This window comes from Paraburkholderia sp. J12 (genome assembly GCF_905220215.1).
Classification (GTDB): domain Bacteria; phylum Pseudomonadota; class Gammaproteobacteria; order Burkholderiales; family Burkholderiaceae; genus Paraburkholderia.
Genome location: NZ_CAJMZC010000001.1, coordinates 784,137 through 799,116 on the forward strand (window position 1 = coordinate 784,137; position 14,980 = coordinate 799,116).

The following is a 14,980-nucleotide window of genomic DNA, read 5'->3' on the forward strand; positions in this document are numbered from 1 at the left end:
TGCGCGCGACGATGCGGCAACGCAGCATACACGGACAGGCGACGTGACCGCTCCGTCCATTGCGCCTAGATTAAGCGTAGCAACTTACCGGCCACTTACGTACATAACTTCGGTACATAACTTCGGTACATAACTTCGGTACATAACTTCGGTACATAACTTCGGTACCTCACTTCGGCACATAAACCGGCACCCTCGCCCGATAAGTCTGTGACGCCAAAGTAAGCAGGCATTTAGAATGCTAACTGAACTGTGTGCCCGGATTCCAGCTTGAACCGCTATTCTCTCTTCCTCGTCGCCGCGATGCTGCTCGTCGGCAGCAATGTCGGCATCGGCAAGTCGATTGTCGCTTTCGTTCCCGTTCCGCTCTTCGCCCTGCTGCGTTTCGTGATCGCCCTCGCGGTGCTCGGCCCGCTGTTGCGCGTGGCGAAGATGCGGCGCGTGAAGCGCGGCGAGTGGATCAATCTGTTTTTGCAGGCCTTGTTCGGCACCTTCGGGTTTACGCTGCTCATGCTCGGCGGCGTGCATCGCACGAGCGCCGTCGCGGCCGGCGTCATCACCAGTACGATCCCGGCCGTGGTCGCGCTCTTCTCGTGGCTCTTCCTGCGCGAGCGCCCCGACGGCCGCTCGCTCGCCTCGATCGTGCTCGCCATTGCGGGCATCGCCGTCGTCAATCTGGCACACGCCGACGAAGGCGGCTCGCCGCAGTCGCTTGCCGGCAATCTGATGGTGCTGGGCGCCGTGTGCTGCGAATCGCTCTACGTAATCCTCTCGCGCCGCCTCACGCAAACGCTCGAACCCCTCGACATCTGTGCGTACACGCATCTGTTCGGCCTGCTGCTGATGCTGCCCGTTGGCCTGCCTTACGCACTGTCGTTCGATTATTCGGCCGTACCCGCCGGCATCTGGGGGCTCTCGCTCTGGTACGGGCTTTCCGCCAGCATTTTTTCGTTCTGGCTCTGGATGAAGGGCATCCGGCACGTGCCGGGCAGCGTCGCAGGCGTGTTCACGGCTGTCCTGCCGGTGGCCGCCGCCCTCTACGGGATCGCCTTTCTCGGCGAGCGGCCCACGCCCGCGCACGGCGTCGCGCTCGCCTGCGTGATCACCGGCATCGCACTCGCGAGCGTCAAGACGAAGCGCCTGCCGCCCGTCGCCTCCTGAGGTTCCGGCCCCGGCAACCGCGCCGCCCGGCACCGGCTTCGAGGCCGCAGCCGGGTTCGCAGCCGGATCCCCTCCCGCCCCGGGGCCTGCGCCGCACGCGCGGTCCGCGCTGCCGGCGCTACCCGTCTGGCGGCGAGCCGCCATGCCGACGCTGTACAATAGCGCGCGCCCGGCCCCATGCGGCGCGCATCCGCCGGTGGCGTCGCAAGGCGCCGCCGCAGGCGGACAGCGCAGTCCGGCGGCCCGGCCCGATCAATCCCCACGCGAAACGCCCATGACCGCTGCACGTCCCTCGCCGCTCCCGCGCCGCACGCGCCTGCTGCCGCGCGTCATCTTCATGAGCCGCTGGCTCCAGGTGCCACTCTACCTCGGCCTGATCGTCGCGCAGACGGTCTACTGCGTGCTGTTCCTGAAGGAAGTCTGGCACCTCGTCACGCACGCGATGTCGCTCGACGAGACCAGCATCATGCTCGCCGTGCTCGGCCTGATCGACGTGGTGATGATCTCGAACCTGCTCATCATGGTGATCGTGGGCGGCTACGAGACCTTCGTCTCGCGCATGGGTCTCGAAGGCCACCCGGACGAGCCCGAATGGCTCGATCACGTGAACGCCGGCGTGCTGAAGGTGAAGCTCGCCATGGCGCTCATCAGCATTTCGTCGATTCATCTGCTGAAGACCTTCATCAATCCCGATGCGGTCTCCGAGCACACCGTGATGTGGCAGGTGATCATTCACGCGGCGTTCCTCGTTTCCGCGCTCATCATGGCGTGGATCGACCGCCTCACCACGCACACGCACCCCGAGCACTACCAGGATCTCGCCGCGCGCCATCCGGTGCGAGCGGATGCCATCGCGCCGGAATGACGCCCAATCGACCGCGCCGGCACGACACCCGATACCGATTCAAAACACCCAGTCCCCACTGAAGCCTAGCCATGACCGTCATCAAACAGGAAGACCTGATCCAGAGCATTGCGGATTCGCTGCAGCACATCAGCTACTACCATCCGCAGGATTACATCGAAGCGCTCGGCCGCGCGTACGAGCTCGAAGAGAGCCCGGCCGCGAAGGACGCGATCGCGCAGATCCTCACGAACAGCCGCATGTGCGCCGAGGGCCGCCGTCCCATCTGCCAGGACACGGGCATCGTCACGATCTTCGTGAAGGTCGGCATGGACGTGCGCTGGGACGGCGCGACGATGGGCGTCACCGACATGATCAACGAAGGCGTGCGACGCGGTTATCTGAACCCGGACAACGTGCTGCGCGCCTCGATCGTGAGCCCGCCCGAAGGCGGCCGCAAGAACACGAAGGACAACACGCCGGCCGTGATCCACTACGAGATCGTGCCGGGCGACAAGGTGGACGTTCAGGTCGCGGCCAAGGGCGGCGGCTCGGAAAACAAGTCGAAGTTCGTGATGCTCAACCCGTCCGACTCGATCGTGGACTGGGTGCTCAAGACCGTGCCGACGATGGGCGCGGGCTGGTGCCCGCCGGGCATGCTCGGCATCGGCATCGGCGGCACCGCTGAAAAGGCGATGCTGATGGCCAAGGAATCGCTGATGGAATCCATCGACATCCAGGACATCATCCAGCGCGGCCCGAAGGACTGGGTCGAAGAGCTGCGCGTCGAGCTGCACGAGAAGGTCAACGCGCTCGGCATCGGCGCGCAGGGTCTGGGCGGTCTCGCCACCGTGCTCGACGTGAAGATCATGGCCGCCCCCACGCACGCGGCTTCGAAGCCCGTCGCGATGATCCCCAACTGCGCCGCCACGCGCCACGCGCACTTCGTGCTGGACGGCTCGGGGCCGGCACGGCTCGAGGCGCCCTCGCTCGACGCCTGGCCCAAGGTCAACTGGGAACCGAATACGGAAACCAGCAAGCGCGTGGATCTGAACACGCTCACGCCGGAAGAAGTCGCTTCGTGGAAGCCGGGCCAGACACTCCTGCTCTCGGGCAAGATGCTCACGGGCCGCGACGCCGCGCACAAGCGCATCGCCGACATGCTCGCGAAGGGCGAGACGCTGCCCGTGGACTTCAAGAACCGCGTGATCTATTACGTCGGCCCGGTCGATCCGGTGCGCGACGAAGTGGTCGGCCCGGCCGGCCCCACCACCGCCACGCGCATGGACAAGTTCACGGAAACGATGCTCGCGCAAACCGGCCTCATCTCGATGGTCGGCAAGGCCGAGCGCGGCCCCGTCGCCATCGAGTCGATCAAGAAGCACAAGGCCGCTTACCTCATGGCCGTGGGCGGCGCCGCCTACCTCGTTTCGAAGGCGATCCGCGGCTCGAAGGTGCTCGCCTTCGAAGACCTCGGCATGGAAGCCATCTACGAGTTCGACGTGCAGGACATGCCGGTGACGGTGGCCGTCGATTCGTCGGGCACCTCGGTCCACAAGACCGGTCCCGCCGAATGGCAGGCGAAGATCGGCAAGATCCCGGTCGCAACGGCGTGATACCAGGCAATCGGTTCGCACCGATGCACAAAACCGGGGCCTCGGCCCCGGTTTTTTTTGCCGTTTAACCGATTAACGCGAAAGAGACTGAGATTAATTCTTAGCCCGCTGCAAAGGTCTGAATAGAATCGGGATTCGGTCTTGGCAATTGCGGGCACAGCGTTTATTGTTCAGTACCAGAACCCAAAACGCCCCACCAGGTAAGGAAAAATTATGCAAGGCGACAAGAAGGTCATCGAATATCTGAATGCGCAGCTCAAAAACGAGCTCACCGCGATTAATCAATATTTTCTCCATGCGCGCATGTACAGGCACTGGGGACTCGAAAAGCTCGGCAAGCACGAATACGACGAATCGATCGGCGAAATGAAGCATGCCGACTGGCTCATCGAACGCATCTTCATGCTCGACGGCCTGCCCAACCTTCAAGACCTGCACAAGCTCCTGATCGGCGAAGAGACCAAGGAAATCCTCGAATGCGACCTGAAGCTCGAGCAGATTTCCCAGTCCACCTGCAAGGAAGCCATTGCCTACTGCGAGTCGGTGCGCGACTTCATTTCGCGCGAAATCTTCACGAAGATTCTCGACGACACCGAAGAGCACATCGACTGGCTCGAAACGCAGATCGACCTCATCGACAAGGTCGGCATCCAGAACTACCAGCAGTCGGCGATGGGTTCGGTAGAATCCTGATCGCCGTCCGGCTCCGTGCGGCGCATTCGTCCCGGCGGCGAATGCGCTTTTTTCATGCTGCCCCAGATCCCCTGAACGACTCGTCGTGAACGACACGCCCAACGCCTGCTCCGCGCCCGTCGGCATCTTCGACTCCGGCCTTGGCGGCCTCTCGGTGCTGCGCGCCGTGCGCGCGCTGCTGCCCGCCGAGCCGATAGTCTATGTCGCCGACTCGCGCTATGCGCCTTATGGCCAGCGCGACGACGATTTCATCGCCGACCGCACGCTGGCAATCGGCGAATGGCTCGTGCGCCAGGGGGCCAAGGCGCTGGTCGTGGCCTGCAATACGGCCACGGCGCAGTCCATCGAGCTCGTGCGCGGGCAGTTGCCGATTCCGCTCGTGGGCGTGGAGCCGGGCGTGAAACCTGCCGCACTGCAATCGGTTTCGCGCGTGGCGGGCGTGCTCGCCACCCAGGTCACGCTGCGCAGCGCACGCTTCCAGGCCCTGGTGGAGCGCCATGCAGGCGACCTGCGCGTGCTCAGCCAGCCCGGCCACGGGCTCGTGGAGGCGGTGGAGCGCTGCGACGTGGGCTCGCCCGAGCTGCTCGCGCTGCTGCGCGGCTATCTGCAACCCATGCTCGACGCCGGCGCCGATACGCTCGTGCTCGGCTGCACGCACTACCCGTTTCTCGATACGGCGATCCGCTCGATCGTCGGCGAACGCATGACGCTGATCGACACCAGCGTCGCCATCGCGCGCCAGCTCGAACGCGTGCTGGCCCAGCACGGCCTGCTCGCCCAGGCGGCGGAAGGCGCCGCCGAGCCGGCCCCCACCCGCCTCTGCTCGACGAGCGACGGCGCCCACCTGCGCCTGCTCGCCGCGGCGCTGCTCGGCATCGATGCCGAGGTCGAAACCGTGCAAATCCCCTCGCGCCGCACGCTCGAACTGGACAAGCCGGAAAAGTCGGCCGCCTGAACGTCGCCCCCTCGTTTCTACCCTTTTAGCTGTCCCAGGCCACCCGCCTTGCCCCGCGGGCTTTCGGCCATTCCGCCCCCGATTTCCCCCTCCGCGCCCTTTCAGGCGCCGTTCTGACCCAGAGCAAAATCCCTGCTAAGGGTCCGGTTTTGTTACAAATTTTCCGTCAAGACGCTTGCCAAACGCATCAAACATAATGATAATAATTCGCATTAACTCTTTCTATCGCGCTTCATCATGATTGTCTGCGTGTGCAAGTCCGTTTCCGACCGGACGATCCGTGCCTCGATCGCGGAAGGCATGGACTCCTTCGACGAACTCCAGTTCGAACTCGGCGTCGCCACCTGCTGCGGCAAGTGCGAAGAGTCCGTGCGCGATGTCATGGCGCAAAGCGGCGTCTGCGCGACCCGCTGCGGCGTGACGCACGCGCACCCGGTCGCGGTGCCTGCTGTGCAACCTCTCATGTTCTACGAGCGCAAGGCCGCCTGAACCCCGCGGCGCGCAGCCGGCCACGCCGCCGGCATCGCGCGCCACGTTCGCGCCGACAGCAAGCCAGTTTCACGACCAGCCAGCTACCGCTCGTTCCCCTCTCTCAGGAGGCCGGAATGGAATTGCTGATCGGATTCGTGACTACGCTGTGCATTTCGCTGTTGATATTTCGCAAATGAATTTGTCCGACACGGTGCGCCGGCTTGCCGGCGCACCGTCTTTTGTCCGGCTCCCACGCTAACATGCAGGCTATCCATACCACAGCCGGCACGTTGCCGGGTTCCCCCTTTCGCGCGAACCGCCGTATCCTCACCGCGACGGCCCTCGTGCTGGCCGCGCATGCGGCACTCATCGCCTACGTCCTTGCGAACCGCGACGCGGCCACGCCCGTCGCCCTCCAGTCGCGCACGATCACGGCCGAGCTGATCCAGCCCGATCCGGTCGCCGCGCCTGCCGCACTCCAGTCCACGCCCACGCCGCCTCCGCCCAAACCGGTGCCGCACGTGACGCGCGAAAAACCCAAGGTCCAGCCCAAGCCGAGGCCCACGCCGCTGCCCGTCGCCGAGGCCCCCTCGCAGCACGCGGTAGAAGCGCCCGCTCCCGCTGACCCGGCGCCCGCGCCCGCCGCACCGGCCCCGGCGCCCGCAGCGGCGGCCGCCCCCGCGCCGGGCAAGCCGACCATGGCCATCGACGCGCCGAAGAACGTCTCGCACCTCGACTGCAACATCGTGAGCCCCGATTACCCGACGCTCTCGAAGCGCCGCGGCGAGACCGGCGTGGCCTACGTGCGCTTCGTGGTGGGCCTCACGGGCAAGATCGAAAACGTCGAACTGAAGAAGAGCAGCGGCTACAGCCGCCTCGACGACGCCGCGCTCGCCGCCATGCGTGACAGCGCGTGCAAGCCGTACACGGAAAACGGCCAGCCCGTGCGCGCGGCCTATACGCAGCCATTCGACTTCAGCCTGCACGACTAGCGCGGCCGAAGCCACACCGCTTTCATGAATTGAATAACGAGGAATCGAGAATGCAGAACTACGGTATCGCCCACGTCTGGGCGCAAGGGGATTTCGTGACGCGCGGCATCGCGCTCGCGTTGCTGGTCATGTCGGTGCTGTCGTGGTGCGTGATCATCGTGAAGGGCTGGAACGTCGTGCGCCTGAAGCGTCTCACGAAAAATGCCGAACAGTCGTTCTGGCATTCGGACGATTTCGACGAAGGCGTGAAGAAGCTCGGCAGCGGCACCCGCGACGACAACCCGTTCCTCGCACTCGCCCTCTCGGGCCAGGAAGCGGCGGAGCACCATCACCAGACGCAGCCGCACCTGCACGACCGCATGGACGTCTCGGACTGGGTCACGCGCTGCCTCAAGGACGCGATGGACGAATCGATCGCGAAGATGCAAAGCGGCCTCGCCATCCTCGCGTCGATCGGCAGCACGGCGCCGTTCGTGGGGCTCTTCGGCACCGTGTGGGGCATCTATCACGCACTGCTCACGATCGGCGCAACGGGACAGACGTCGATCGACGCCGTTGCGGGCCCGGTGGGCGAAGCGCTCATCATGACCGCGTTCGGCCTCTTCGTCGCGATTCCGGCCGTGCTCGCCTATAACGCGCTCACGCGCGCCAACAAGGCGGTCGTCACGAAGCTCAACCGCTTCGCACACGGTCTGCACGCGTTCTTTGTCACGGGCGCGCGCCTTTCGTCCACCAAAGGCAATCTGCGCGTCGCCACGCGCACGCACTGAGACGGAGACGCACCATGGCGATGAGCCCTTTTGTCAGTGACGAAGACGATGGCCTGATGAACGAAATCAACATGACGCCGCTCGTCGACGTCATGTTGGTTCTCCTGATCGTTTTCATGGTGACGATTCCAGTGATCCGTCACGCCGTGAAGATCGATCTGCCGCACGCGAGCAGCCAGAAGGAAGACACGAAACCCGCGCAGATCAATGTTTCCATCGAAGCGGACGGCACGGTGCTGTGGGACGGCACCGCCGTGGACGACAAGACGCTGCAGGCGAAGATCGCGGCCGCCGCGCAAACCGAGCCGCAACCGGAGTTGCACCTGAACGCGGACCGCAAGGTCGCCTACGAGAAAGTGGCGCAGGTGATGTCTGCTGCGCAAAGCGGCGGCCTCACGAAGCTCGGCTTCGTCACGGATCCCGCGCATCGTTGATGCGGGGGCGCTGCCTGCGCCTTTCCTGCTCGGCAAAGTAAAAGGCCTTCATCGTCAGATGAAGGCCTTTTTTCGTGCGCACGCGGCGCATTCGGGCGGTATCGACACTCACCGTCGGCCAGTGCGTGCCGGCACATGCGACATGCCGTGGGCAACACGGACAGCGCTTTCAGCCCTGAAGGCCCACTATGATAGCGGCCATCAATTCCCGCTCAAGACCGGTCTTGGCGAGAGGGATTTCAATATATTCCTCTCGCCTTGCGCATTCAAGACTTCGCCCATTGAAAGTAACGATTGCCGACGACGCTTAAATGCGAAAAGACATAGGCATGTCGCTGCTTACATCACCAGGGCTCGATGGTCTCATGCCGTTTCGATGTTGCGGCCCGGCCTGGGGCGCACTGCCGTGTGCACAGGGGCCGCTTCGCTCTGCGCTTCGCGATGGCGCTCCAGCAGCGGTGCGATGTCGCTGCGCAGCGGACACTCCTGTTGCAGATGTTTGTCCGCATCGAGCACTTCGACGAGGTAGTCGACGAACGCCCGCACCGCGGGCACCATCCCCTGGCGCGACAGAAACACCGCATAGAGCTGCGGCACCGGCAGCGTCCAGCCCGGCATCACGGGCGAGAGCTTGCCCGTGCGCAGCGCGGCGCCGTACATCATCTCCGGCATCGCCGCGATGCCGAGGCCCGCAAGCGCGGCCTCGCGGATCGTCGTGAGGTCCGCCGTAATGAGGCGCGGTTCGTGCTCGTGCGAATGGCGCGTGCCGTCCGGCGCGATCAGATGGAACACGTGGCGGCCATCGCTCGTGGGCGTGTCGAGTGTTTCGAAACGTTCGAGGTCGTCGGGCGTGAGCGGCGGCGCATTCTGCGCGAGCAGGCTGGGCGCGCCCACCAGCATCTGCTCGGTGCGCCAGAGCGGGCGCACCACGATGTTCGCGTTCTGCGGCGGCTCGGAGCGCACGCGCAACGCGATATCGACGGAATCTTCGAACAGATCGATCACGCGGTTCGTCACGCGCATCACCACGCGCACTTCCGGATAGCGATGCATGAACTCCGGCATGATCTGCGAAAAGATGGTCTGCGAGAGCGTGACCGGCACGCTCACGCGTACCGTGCCGCGCGGCGACGAGCGCAGCGACTGCACGACGTTGACCGCCGCCTGCGCTTCGGAGAGCATGGCGCGGCAATGCTGGTAGAAGAGCTCGCCCGCTTCGGTGAGCGCGAGCTTGCGCGTGGAGCGCTGCAAAAGACGCACGCCGAGCGACGCCTCGAGCTCGCTCACCCGGCGCGACAGACGCGACTTCGAAATACCCAGCACGCGTTCGGCCGCGGAAAAGCCGCCGTGCTCGACCACCTGCGAGAAGTACATCAGGTCGTTCAGGTTATGCGAGTCGATCTTCATGTCGTCGTTCCAGCGATGGGACAATCCATTGCGTCAAGGCCCTAAAACAGGCCCAATTGGCTACCTATAATAGCGTTTTGTTTCACATATCGCGTAATTCCCATTTTTTCGAGGTGATATCCATGACGACCACCCGCACGATCGAACGCGTCTTCCCCGCGGTTCGCACCACCGAGGGCGCTGGATTCATCGTCCATCGACCGTTCCCCACCCGGCAACTGATGGACTTCGATCCGTTCCTCCTGCTCGACGAAATGGGGCCCGTCGACTATGCGCCGGGCACGGCCAAGGGCGCGCCCGACCATCCGCATCGCGGCTTCGAAACGGTCACGTATGCGCTCGAGGGCCGCTTTGGCCATAAGGATTCGGCGGGCCATTCGGGCACGCTCGGTCCCGGCGACGTGCAATGGATGACCGCCGGCGCGGGCGTCGTCCACAGCGAAATGCCCGACCCCGAATTCGTGCGCAGCGGCGGCCGCGTGCATGGCCTGCAGTTGTGGGTGAACCTGCCCGCGCGCGACAAGATGATCGCGCCGCGCTATCAGGAGATCTCCCGCGCGCGCATTCCGGTGGGCCGTTCGGCGGACGGCAAGGTGTCGGTGAAGGTGATCGCGGGCGAGGCGCTGGGCGTGAAGGCCGCGATCGAGACGCGCACCCCGATCCTCTATCAGCACTTCACGATTGCGCCCGGCGGCCGTGTCGAACAACCCGTGCCGCGCGAATGGAACGTGTTCGCCTACGGCCTCGCCGGCACCGGCAGCTACGGGCCCGGCGGCGAGCGTATTGCGGCGCAGCAGATGGTGGCCTTTGCCGGCAACGGCGATTCGGTGGTGCTCGCCGCGCCCGACGATGCGACCGAACCGCTCGAGGTGCTGCTGATCGGCGGCGTGCCGCTCAAGGAACCGGTGGTGCGCTACGGCCCGTTCGTGATGAACACCGAGGCCGAGATCCGCGAGGCGGTGCTCGACTACCAGGCCGGACGCATGGGCCGCATCACGCACTGAATGCATCGAACGCACGACGGAGAACCGGAAAACCCGCGGAAAACGCAGGCCTCAGGCAACTTTCCGCAGCTTCGTCCGCTTTCGGTCACAATAGGATTTCGAGGGGCGCGCCGCGCGCGTCCCGTCCTTATCCCCCTTGTCCGCACCGTCCGCGAGGAGCGCATGGCCGAAACCATCGTCACTGCCCACATCGGCTCGACCAACTATCAGGTTCAATTCGACGACGGCACCCACACGTGGATCGCCGACGAACCCGCCTCGCTCGGCGGCGGCGACCGCGGCCCGTCGCCGTTTTCGCTGCTGCTGTCGAGCCTCGGCGCCTGCACGTCGATCACGCTGAAGATGTATGCGCAGCGCAAGGAATGGCCGCTCGACGGCGTGCGCGTGAAGCTCTCGCTGGAAACGGGCAGCGAAGGCACGACCATCGACCGCCAGATCGCGCTGGAAGGCGCGCTGAGCGACGAGCAGCGCGAGCGGCTGTTGCAGATCGCGAATGCGTGCCCGGTTCACAAGGTGCTCACGAACACGATCACGATACGCTCGGGTCTCGTGGCCGTGTGAGCGGCGGCGGACATAGCTACAGGAAGCCATCGACCTTGAATTTCGAACACCTCATCCAGATCAACGACCCGTCGAATCCGCTCGTCCAGCCGCTAACGCGCGACCAGCTCTGGGAAGGCCTCGTGCTGCGCGCCGAGCAGCCGCAGCTCTTCGTGCTCGGCCTCGACAGCTGCACGATTCTCGCGCGCGAGGGCAATACGCTCGAACGCGAGCTGCACTATGGGCAAGCCACGGTGCGCGACCGTGTCACGCTCACGTTGCGGGAAAGCGTGCGCTACGACATCCTCGCGACCGAAACCTACGTGGGCGGCTCGCTCACCATGAGCATCGAAGAGCCCGAAGAGGAGCAGCTGTTCCTGCGCTTCGACTACCGCACCACGCTCCCCACCGCCGAGACCGAAGACGATCGCCAGACCTCGGAGATCGTGAAGTCGGCCTATCGCGAGTCGGACATCGACACCGTGCGGCTGATCCGCCAGTACGTGCTCGGCCTCGGCGACCCCGAGGCGCGGCACTGATCTGCTGCGTATGCAGCGCTCGATGAGCGCTGCATACGCCCCTTCCCTCAGACTATCGCCGCACGAATCCGATGAATTTATCGCAGTTGAAAATAGGAACGATTATCATTTAGAATCATTCCATCGTATCGAGAAAGACGTCACGCAATGACCGACTTCAACCGCTCATCTACACTCAGCCTGCGCCGCTCCGGCGGCCCGGCGCTAACCGCTCCGCGCGCGGCATCGACGCACGCGGCCAAGCCAGCCGCGCCGGCTCAACCGCGCAAGGGTGCGCCAGCTCAGGACGGGGCCAATGCCGGAGCCGGCGGCGCGCCCGCCAACGAGCGCACGCTCGACAGCACCGCGCTGCTGCAAGGCCGCAGCCACGTGAGCATCATGCATAACGGCGAGACGTATCAGTTGCGGGCCACGCGGCTCGGCAAGCTGATCCTCACCAAGTAGTTCGTACCGGGTATTGTGGGGACCGCCTCCTATCGAGAGGCGTTGGGCACTAGCCAGTCACGACGGCTTGCACGCGAGATCTAGACCCCTTCGTGCAGACATTCTTCACGCCAGCCGTCGCAGCCAGCCACGCCATTTTTTTGTTCTCACCATGAAAACGGACGGCATGCCCTCAAGCGAGGGTGCCGTCCATGGCAAGAGGCCGCGGCAAGTCCGCGGCCTTTGTCTTTGCGATGGTTTTTGCGATGGTCTTTGCGACGCTGCTGCGTTCGCGCTTACCTCTCGCTGTTATGTCTGCTACGTCTGTTATGCCCGTCCCGTCAGGACGCAGCGCCGTCTCAACCCTGCTCGACGCCAAGTGCCGCAATGCCCGCGCGCGCGATGGCGGCGTCCTGATCGGATTTCACGCCCGATACGCCAATCGCGCCGATCACGTCGCCGTTCACGATGACGGGCACCCCGCCCTCCAGCATGGCGGGCAGCGGCGCGCTCAGGAACGCGGTGCGCCCCTGGCGGATCACTTCTTCGTACACCTTGCTCTCGCGGCGCCCGAGCGCCGCCGTGCGCGCCTTGGCAGCCGCGATTTCGGCCGACACGGGCGCCGCGCCGTCGAGGCGGCGCAGCCACAGCAGATGAGCGCCCTCGTCGACGATCGCAATCGTCACGTTCCATTCGTTGGCACGCGCGTGCGCGATGGCCGCGTCGCCCATTTTCACGATGTCTTCGTCAGTCAGTGCCGCCCTGGTGCGCATGGTTCGCTCTCCGATCGGTTGAACGGCCGGTCAGTGCGCCCAGCCCCAGAACATGAGCCACCACGCGCTGTCGACCACGGCAAGCGCGGCGGCGAATGCCGTCGTCGCCAGAACGCGTTGCCCGAGCGACTGACTGTAGCGGCCGGTTACCCGCCACGCAAGCCAGCCACTCCACATATTGAATATGCCGAGAATCGCAAGTCGCACGTCCGATGCCCAGTCGATCGGCATGTGCTCCGCGCGCAGCAGGGAGAGCGTGGTGGCGGAAAGTCCGAGGAATACGCCCGCGCCCGCGAGCGGGATCAGCGCCTGCGCGAAGTGATGCAGGCGGCGCAGATCGAAGCGGCCGAACACCGCGCTTGCGCCGGCGAGCAGCGCAAACAGCGCCGTGCCATACACTAGCCCGGTCGTGACGATATAACCGACGATCATCGTGCCGTCGAGCCACGAAAACACATCGTTCTGCTCAGGATAATGCGTGAGCAGGAACCAGGGTGCGTTCGTCTCCAGCGGCCAGGTGATGTCACGGTCGATGAGCCAGCCCGCGACGAATTGCTTGAGATCGATGAACCACGGCGAGGCGGTCCAGTGGAACGCGCCGATGGCGATACCGAGCAGGCCGTAAAGAATCAGTGCCGTGTCCCAGCCGCTCGCCTGGCGCTCGCCCAGGTCGACCACCTCTTCGGCGGGAGAACGCCAGGTGAGGTCGATGGCGTCGCGGTGGCCCGCGCAGCGTCCGCACATATGGCACGCGGCCGCACCCTTCATGTTGCGCAGCGGCACGAGCGGCGCGCAGTTGACCGGAATGACGCGGTGCCCGCCATGCTCGCCTGCCGTGTAGGAGCGGCGCCAGGCCTCTTCGTCGACCTTGTAGCGAAACGGCGCGAGACGCGCCAGTAGCGAAAAAACCCCGTTGACGGGGCACAGATAACGGCACCAGACGCGCTTCTCGCGTCCGTAGAGAAAACCGATCACCATCGCGCCGAGCGTCGATCCGCCCAGCACCAGCAGCACCGCCTTCGGATACTGATAGACGCTCACCATCTGGCCGTAAATGGTGGTGAGCCCGAACGCGACGAAGGGCCAACCGCCCCAACGCATCCAGCGCGGAATCGCGCCGCCGCGCCCGAAGCGGCTTGCGAACTCGGTCAGCGTGCCCTCGGGACACAGCACGCCGCACCACACGCGGCCCAGCATGACCATAGAAAGGAGTACGAACGGCCACCAGATGCCCCAGAACACGAACTGCGCGGCGAGCGTGAGGTTGTTCCAGAGATGCGCAGTGTCGTCGGGCAGCGGCGTGGCCGCGGGCACGAGAATCAGGAACGCGTAGACCGCGACGACAACCCACTGCACGGCGCGGATCGCTGCGCCGTGACGCTGCATCCACTGCCCGGCCTGCGCGAGCCAGCCGCGGCGCATGGACAAAGTACCCGGTTCGGGCGCCCCACAACTCATGCCGCCTTCCTTTTGCCGACGGCCGACGCGCGGGCGCCGGCGCGGCGCACGAGGAATCCCGCCACGAGCCAGTACGCCGCGTACGCGATCAGGTTCATGAGCGCCGGATGCGCGCGATAACCGGTAAGCGTCGCGACGAGCGAACCGAAGGTGCTCGAATCGTCGAGCAGCGCCGACGAGTTCCAGACCTGATCGACGAACGTGGGCAGAATTTCCTTGTCGATCAGCTTGTCCACGCCGCTCTGGAAGAGGCCAGCGCCGAGAAACAGCAGCATGATTTCGGTGACGCGGAAGAACTGGCGCCACGAGAACACCTTGCCGCCCAGTTGCAGCACGTAGAACGTGACGAACGCGAGCGCGAGACCGATCAGCACGGCGAAATACTGGCTCGCGTCCACGTGGCCCGACTGGCCGAAACCGAGGCCATAGAGAAAGATCACCGTCTCGCTGCCCTCGCGCGCAATGGCGAGCGCGACGAGCACCGTGATGCCCCACCAGTTGGCGTCGCGCGCGGTCTGTTCGAGCGAGCTTTCCATTTCGCGCTTGAGCGTACGTCCATGCTGCTTCATCCACAGCACCATCTGCACGATCAGCACGCAGGCGACGAGCACCATCGCCGTCTGGAAGTAGTCCTGTGCATCGCCGGACAGCACTTCGGTGAACCCCACCAGCGCCGCGCCGAGGCCCACCGCCGCGAGGATGCCAAGCGCCACGCCGCCCCACAGGTACGGCAGCCCGCGCCGCGCGTCGGCGTCGCCGTTCTTCAGCCACGCATAGAGAATGCCGACGACGAGCAGCGCCTCGACGCTCTCCCGCCACACGATGAACATCACCTGACCCATTCAATCCTCCTGCAACCGGCCGCCGTGCCGGCTGCCTTTGCTGCCTGCGTTACGACTG

At 64.9% G+C, this 14,980-nt stretch carries 17 protein-coding genes; 13 read left to right on the top strand and 4 right to left on the bottom strand.

Annotation, left to right across the window (positions count from 1 at the left end; translation table 11 throughout):
• Positions 1 to 270 precede the first annotated feature (270 nt).
• The 9 genes from U5760_RS03665 (at position 271) to U5760_RS03705 (ending at position 7,936) form a co-directional block, all read left to right on the top strand.
• Positions 271 to 1,161 (top strand): DMT family transporter, encoded by an 891-nt coding sequence (locus U5760_RS03665; protein WP_322009660.1) that lies wholly within the window; start codon positions 271 to 273, stop codon positions 1,159 to 1,161.
• Positions 1,162 to 1,435: 274 nt separating this feature from the next.
• Complete coding sequence (locus U5760_RS03670) at positions 1,436 to 2,026, top strand: TIGR00645 family protein (RefSeq protein ID WP_322009661.1); 591 nt, start codon at positions 1,436 to 1,438, stop codon at positions 2,024 to 2,026.
• Positions 2,027 to 2,097: 71 nt separating this feature from the next.
• Entirely contained in the window at positions 2,098 to 3,621 is a 1,524-nt protein-coding gene (locus tag U5760_RS03675; protein WP_322009662.1) for a fumarate hydratase, read from the top strand.
• Positions 3,622 to 3,834: 213 nt separating this feature from the next.
• Positions 3,835 to 4,314 (top strand): bacterioferritin, encoded by a 480-nt coding sequence (gene bfr, locus U5760_RS03680; RefSeq protein WP_028228813.1) that lies wholly within the window; start codon positions 3,835 to 3,837, stop codon positions 4,312 to 4,314.
• Positions 4,315 to 4,399: 85 nt separating this feature from the next.
• Positions 4,400 to 5,269 (top strand): glutamate racemase, encoded by an 870-nt coding sequence (gene murI / locus U5760_RS03685; RefSeq protein ID WP_322009665.1) that lies wholly within the window; start codon positions 4,400 to 4,402, stop codon positions 5,267 to 5,269.
• Positions 5,270 to 5,506: 237 nt separating this feature from the next.
• The gene (locus U5760_RS03690; RefSeq protein WP_322009666.1) at positions 5,507 to 5,758 is read left to right on the top strand and encodes a bacterioferritin-associated ferredoxin; all 252 of its coding nucleotides are present in this window, start codon (positions 5,507 to 5,509) and stop codon (positions 5,756 to 5,758) included.
• 242 nt (positions 5,759 to 6,000) lie between these two features.
• Positions 6,001 to 6,732 (top strand): energy transducer TonB, encoded by a 732-nt coding sequence (locus U5760_RS03695; RefSeq protein ID WP_322009668.1) that lies wholly within the window; start codon positions 6,001 to 6,003, stop codon positions 6,730 to 6,732.
• Positions 6,733 to 6,782: 50 nt separating this feature from the next.
• Positions 6,783 to 7,502, top strand: a complete 720-nt coding sequence (locus U5760_RS03700; protein WP_322009669.1) for a MotA/TolQ/ExbB proton channel family protein — start codon at positions 6,783 to 6,785, stop codon at positions 7,500 to 7,502.
• A 14-nt stretch (positions 7,503 to 7,516) separates the two neighbouring features.
• A complete protein-coding gene (locus U5760_RS03705) occupies positions 7,517 to 7,936 on the top strand; it encodes a biopolymer transporter ExbD (RefSeq protein ID WP_322009671.1) in 420 nt (139 codons plus the stop codon).
• 363 nt (positions 7,937 to 8,299) lie between these two features.
• Here the strand turns inward: U5760_RS03705 and U5760_RS03710 are convergent, their stop codons facing one another.
• Complete coding sequence (locus U5760_RS03710) at positions 8,300 to 9,343, bottom strand: LysR family transcriptional regulator (RefSeq protein ID WP_322009673.1); 1,044 nt, start codon at positions 9,341 to 9,343, stop codon at positions 8,300 to 8,302.
• A 122-nt stretch (positions 9,344 to 9,465) separates the two neighbouring features.
• Here U5760_RS03710 and U5760_RS03715 point away from each other — a divergent pair, with 122 nt between their 5' ends.
• The 4 genes from U5760_RS03715 to hemP all read left to right on the top strand — a co-directional run bounded on the left by U5760_RS03715 (position 9,466) and on the right by hemP (position 11,870).
• Entirely contained in the window at positions 9,466 to 10,347 is an 882-nt protein-coding gene (locus tag U5760_RS03715) for a pirin family protein (protein ID WP_322009674.1), read from the top strand.
• Positions 10,348 to 10,509: 162 nt separating this feature from the next.
• Positions 10,510 to 10,908, top strand: coding sequence for an OsmC family protein (locus U5760_RS03720; protein WP_322009675.1), 399 nt, complete (start codon positions 10,510 to 10,512; stop codon positions 10,906 to 10,908).
• A gap of 35 nt (positions 10,909 to 10,943) precedes the next feature.
• Positions 10,944 to 11,426: an SRPBCC family protein gene (locus tag U5760_RS03725; protein ID WP_322009676.1), complete on the top strand. Its 483-nt coding sequence runs from the start codon at positions 10,944 to 10,946 to the stop codon at positions 11,424 to 11,426.
• Positions 11,427 to 11,573: 147 nt separating this feature from the next.
• Entirely contained in the window at positions 11,574 to 11,870 is a 297-nt protein-coding gene (gene hemP, locus U5760_RS03730) for a hemin uptake protein HemP (RefSeq protein WP_322009677.1), read from the top strand.
• A 338-nt stretch (positions 11,871 to 12,208) separates the two neighbouring features.
• Here hemP and U5760_RS03735 read toward each other — a convergent pair whose 3' ends face one another.
• The 3 genes from U5760_RS03735 to U5760_RS03745 are packed head-to-tail and all read right to left on the bottom strand — an operon-like array spanning position 12,209 to position 14,922.
• Positions 12,209 to 12,622: a GlcG/HbpS family heme-binding protein gene (locus tag U5760_RS03735; protein WP_322009678.1), complete on the bottom strand. Its 414-nt coding sequence runs from the start codon at positions 12,620 to 12,622 to the stop codon at positions 12,209 to 12,211.
• 30 nt (positions 12,623 to 12,652) lie between these two features.
• Positions 12,653 to 14,080 carry a 4Fe-4S binding protein gene (locus U5760_RS03740; RefSeq protein WP_322009679.1) on the bottom strand — a complete coding sequence of 476 codons (1,428 nt, stop codon included), beginning with the start codon at positions 14,078 to 14,080 and terminating at the stop codon, positions 12,653 to 12,655.
• Positions 14,077 to 14,922 (bottom strand): FTR1 family protein, encoded by an 846-nt coding sequence (locus U5760_RS03745; RefSeq protein WP_322009681.1) that lies wholly within the window; start codon positions 14,920 to 14,922, stop codon positions 14,077 to 14,079. Before U5760_RS03745 ends, U5760_RS03740 begins: the two co-directional genes overlap by 4 nt.
• Between the last annotated feature and the right edge of the window lie 58 nt (positions 14,923 to 14,980).

Coding starts and splice junctions, on each gene's coding strand:
- U5760_RS03670 (WP_322009661.1), top strand. CDS start 1,436: ATGACCGCTGCACGTCCCTCGCCGCTCCCGCGCCGCACGCGCCTGCTG.
- U5760_RS03675 (WP_322009662.1), top strand. CDS start 2,098: ATGACCGTCATCAAACAGGAAGACCTGATCCAGAGCATTGCGGATTCG.
- bfr (WP_028228813.1), top strand. CDS start 3,835: ATGCAAGGCGACAAGAAGGTCATCGAATATCTGAATGCGCAGCTCAAA.
- U5760_RS03690 (WP_322009666.1), top strand. CDS start 5,507: ATGATTGTCTGCGTGTGCAAGTCCGTTTCCGACCGGACGATCCGTGCC.
- U5760_RS03695 (WP_322009668.1), top strand. CDS start 6,001: ATGCAGGCTATCCATACCACAGCCGGCACGTTGCCGGGTTCCCCCTTT.
- U5760_RS03700 (WP_322009669.1), top strand. CDS start 6,783: ATGCAGAACTACGGTATCGCCCACGTCTGGGCGCAAGGGGATTTCGTG.
- U5760_RS03705 (WP_322009671.1), top strand. CDS start 7,517: ATGGCGATGAGCCCTTTTGTCAGTGACGAAGACGATGGCCTGATGAAC.
- U5760_RS03710 (WP_322009673.1), bottom strand. CDS start 9,343: ATGAAGATCGACTCGCATAACCTGAACGACCTGATGTACTTCTCGCAG.
- U5760_RS03715 (WP_322009674.1), top strand. CDS start 9,466: ATGACGACCACCCGCACGATCGAACGCGTCTTCCCCGCGGTTCGCACC.
- U5760_RS03720 (WP_322009675.1), top strand. CDS start 10,510: ATGGCCGAAACCATCGTCACTGCCCACATCGGCTCGACCAACTATCAG.
- hemP (WP_322009677.1), top strand. CDS start 11,574: ATGACCGACTTCAACCGCTCATCTACACTCAGCCTGCGCCGCTCCGGC.
- U5760_RS03735 (WP_322009678.1), bottom strand. CDS start 12,622: ATGCGCACCAGGGCGGCACTGACTGACGAAGACATCGTGAAAATGGGC.
- U5760_RS03740 (WP_322009679.1), bottom strand. CDS start 14,080: ATGAGTTGTGGGGCGCCCGAACCGGGTACTTTGTCCATGCGCCGCGGC.
- U5760_RS03745 (WP_322009681.1), bottom strand. CDS start 14,922: ATGGGTCAGGTGATGTTCATCGTGTGGCGGGAGAGCGTCGAGGCGCTG.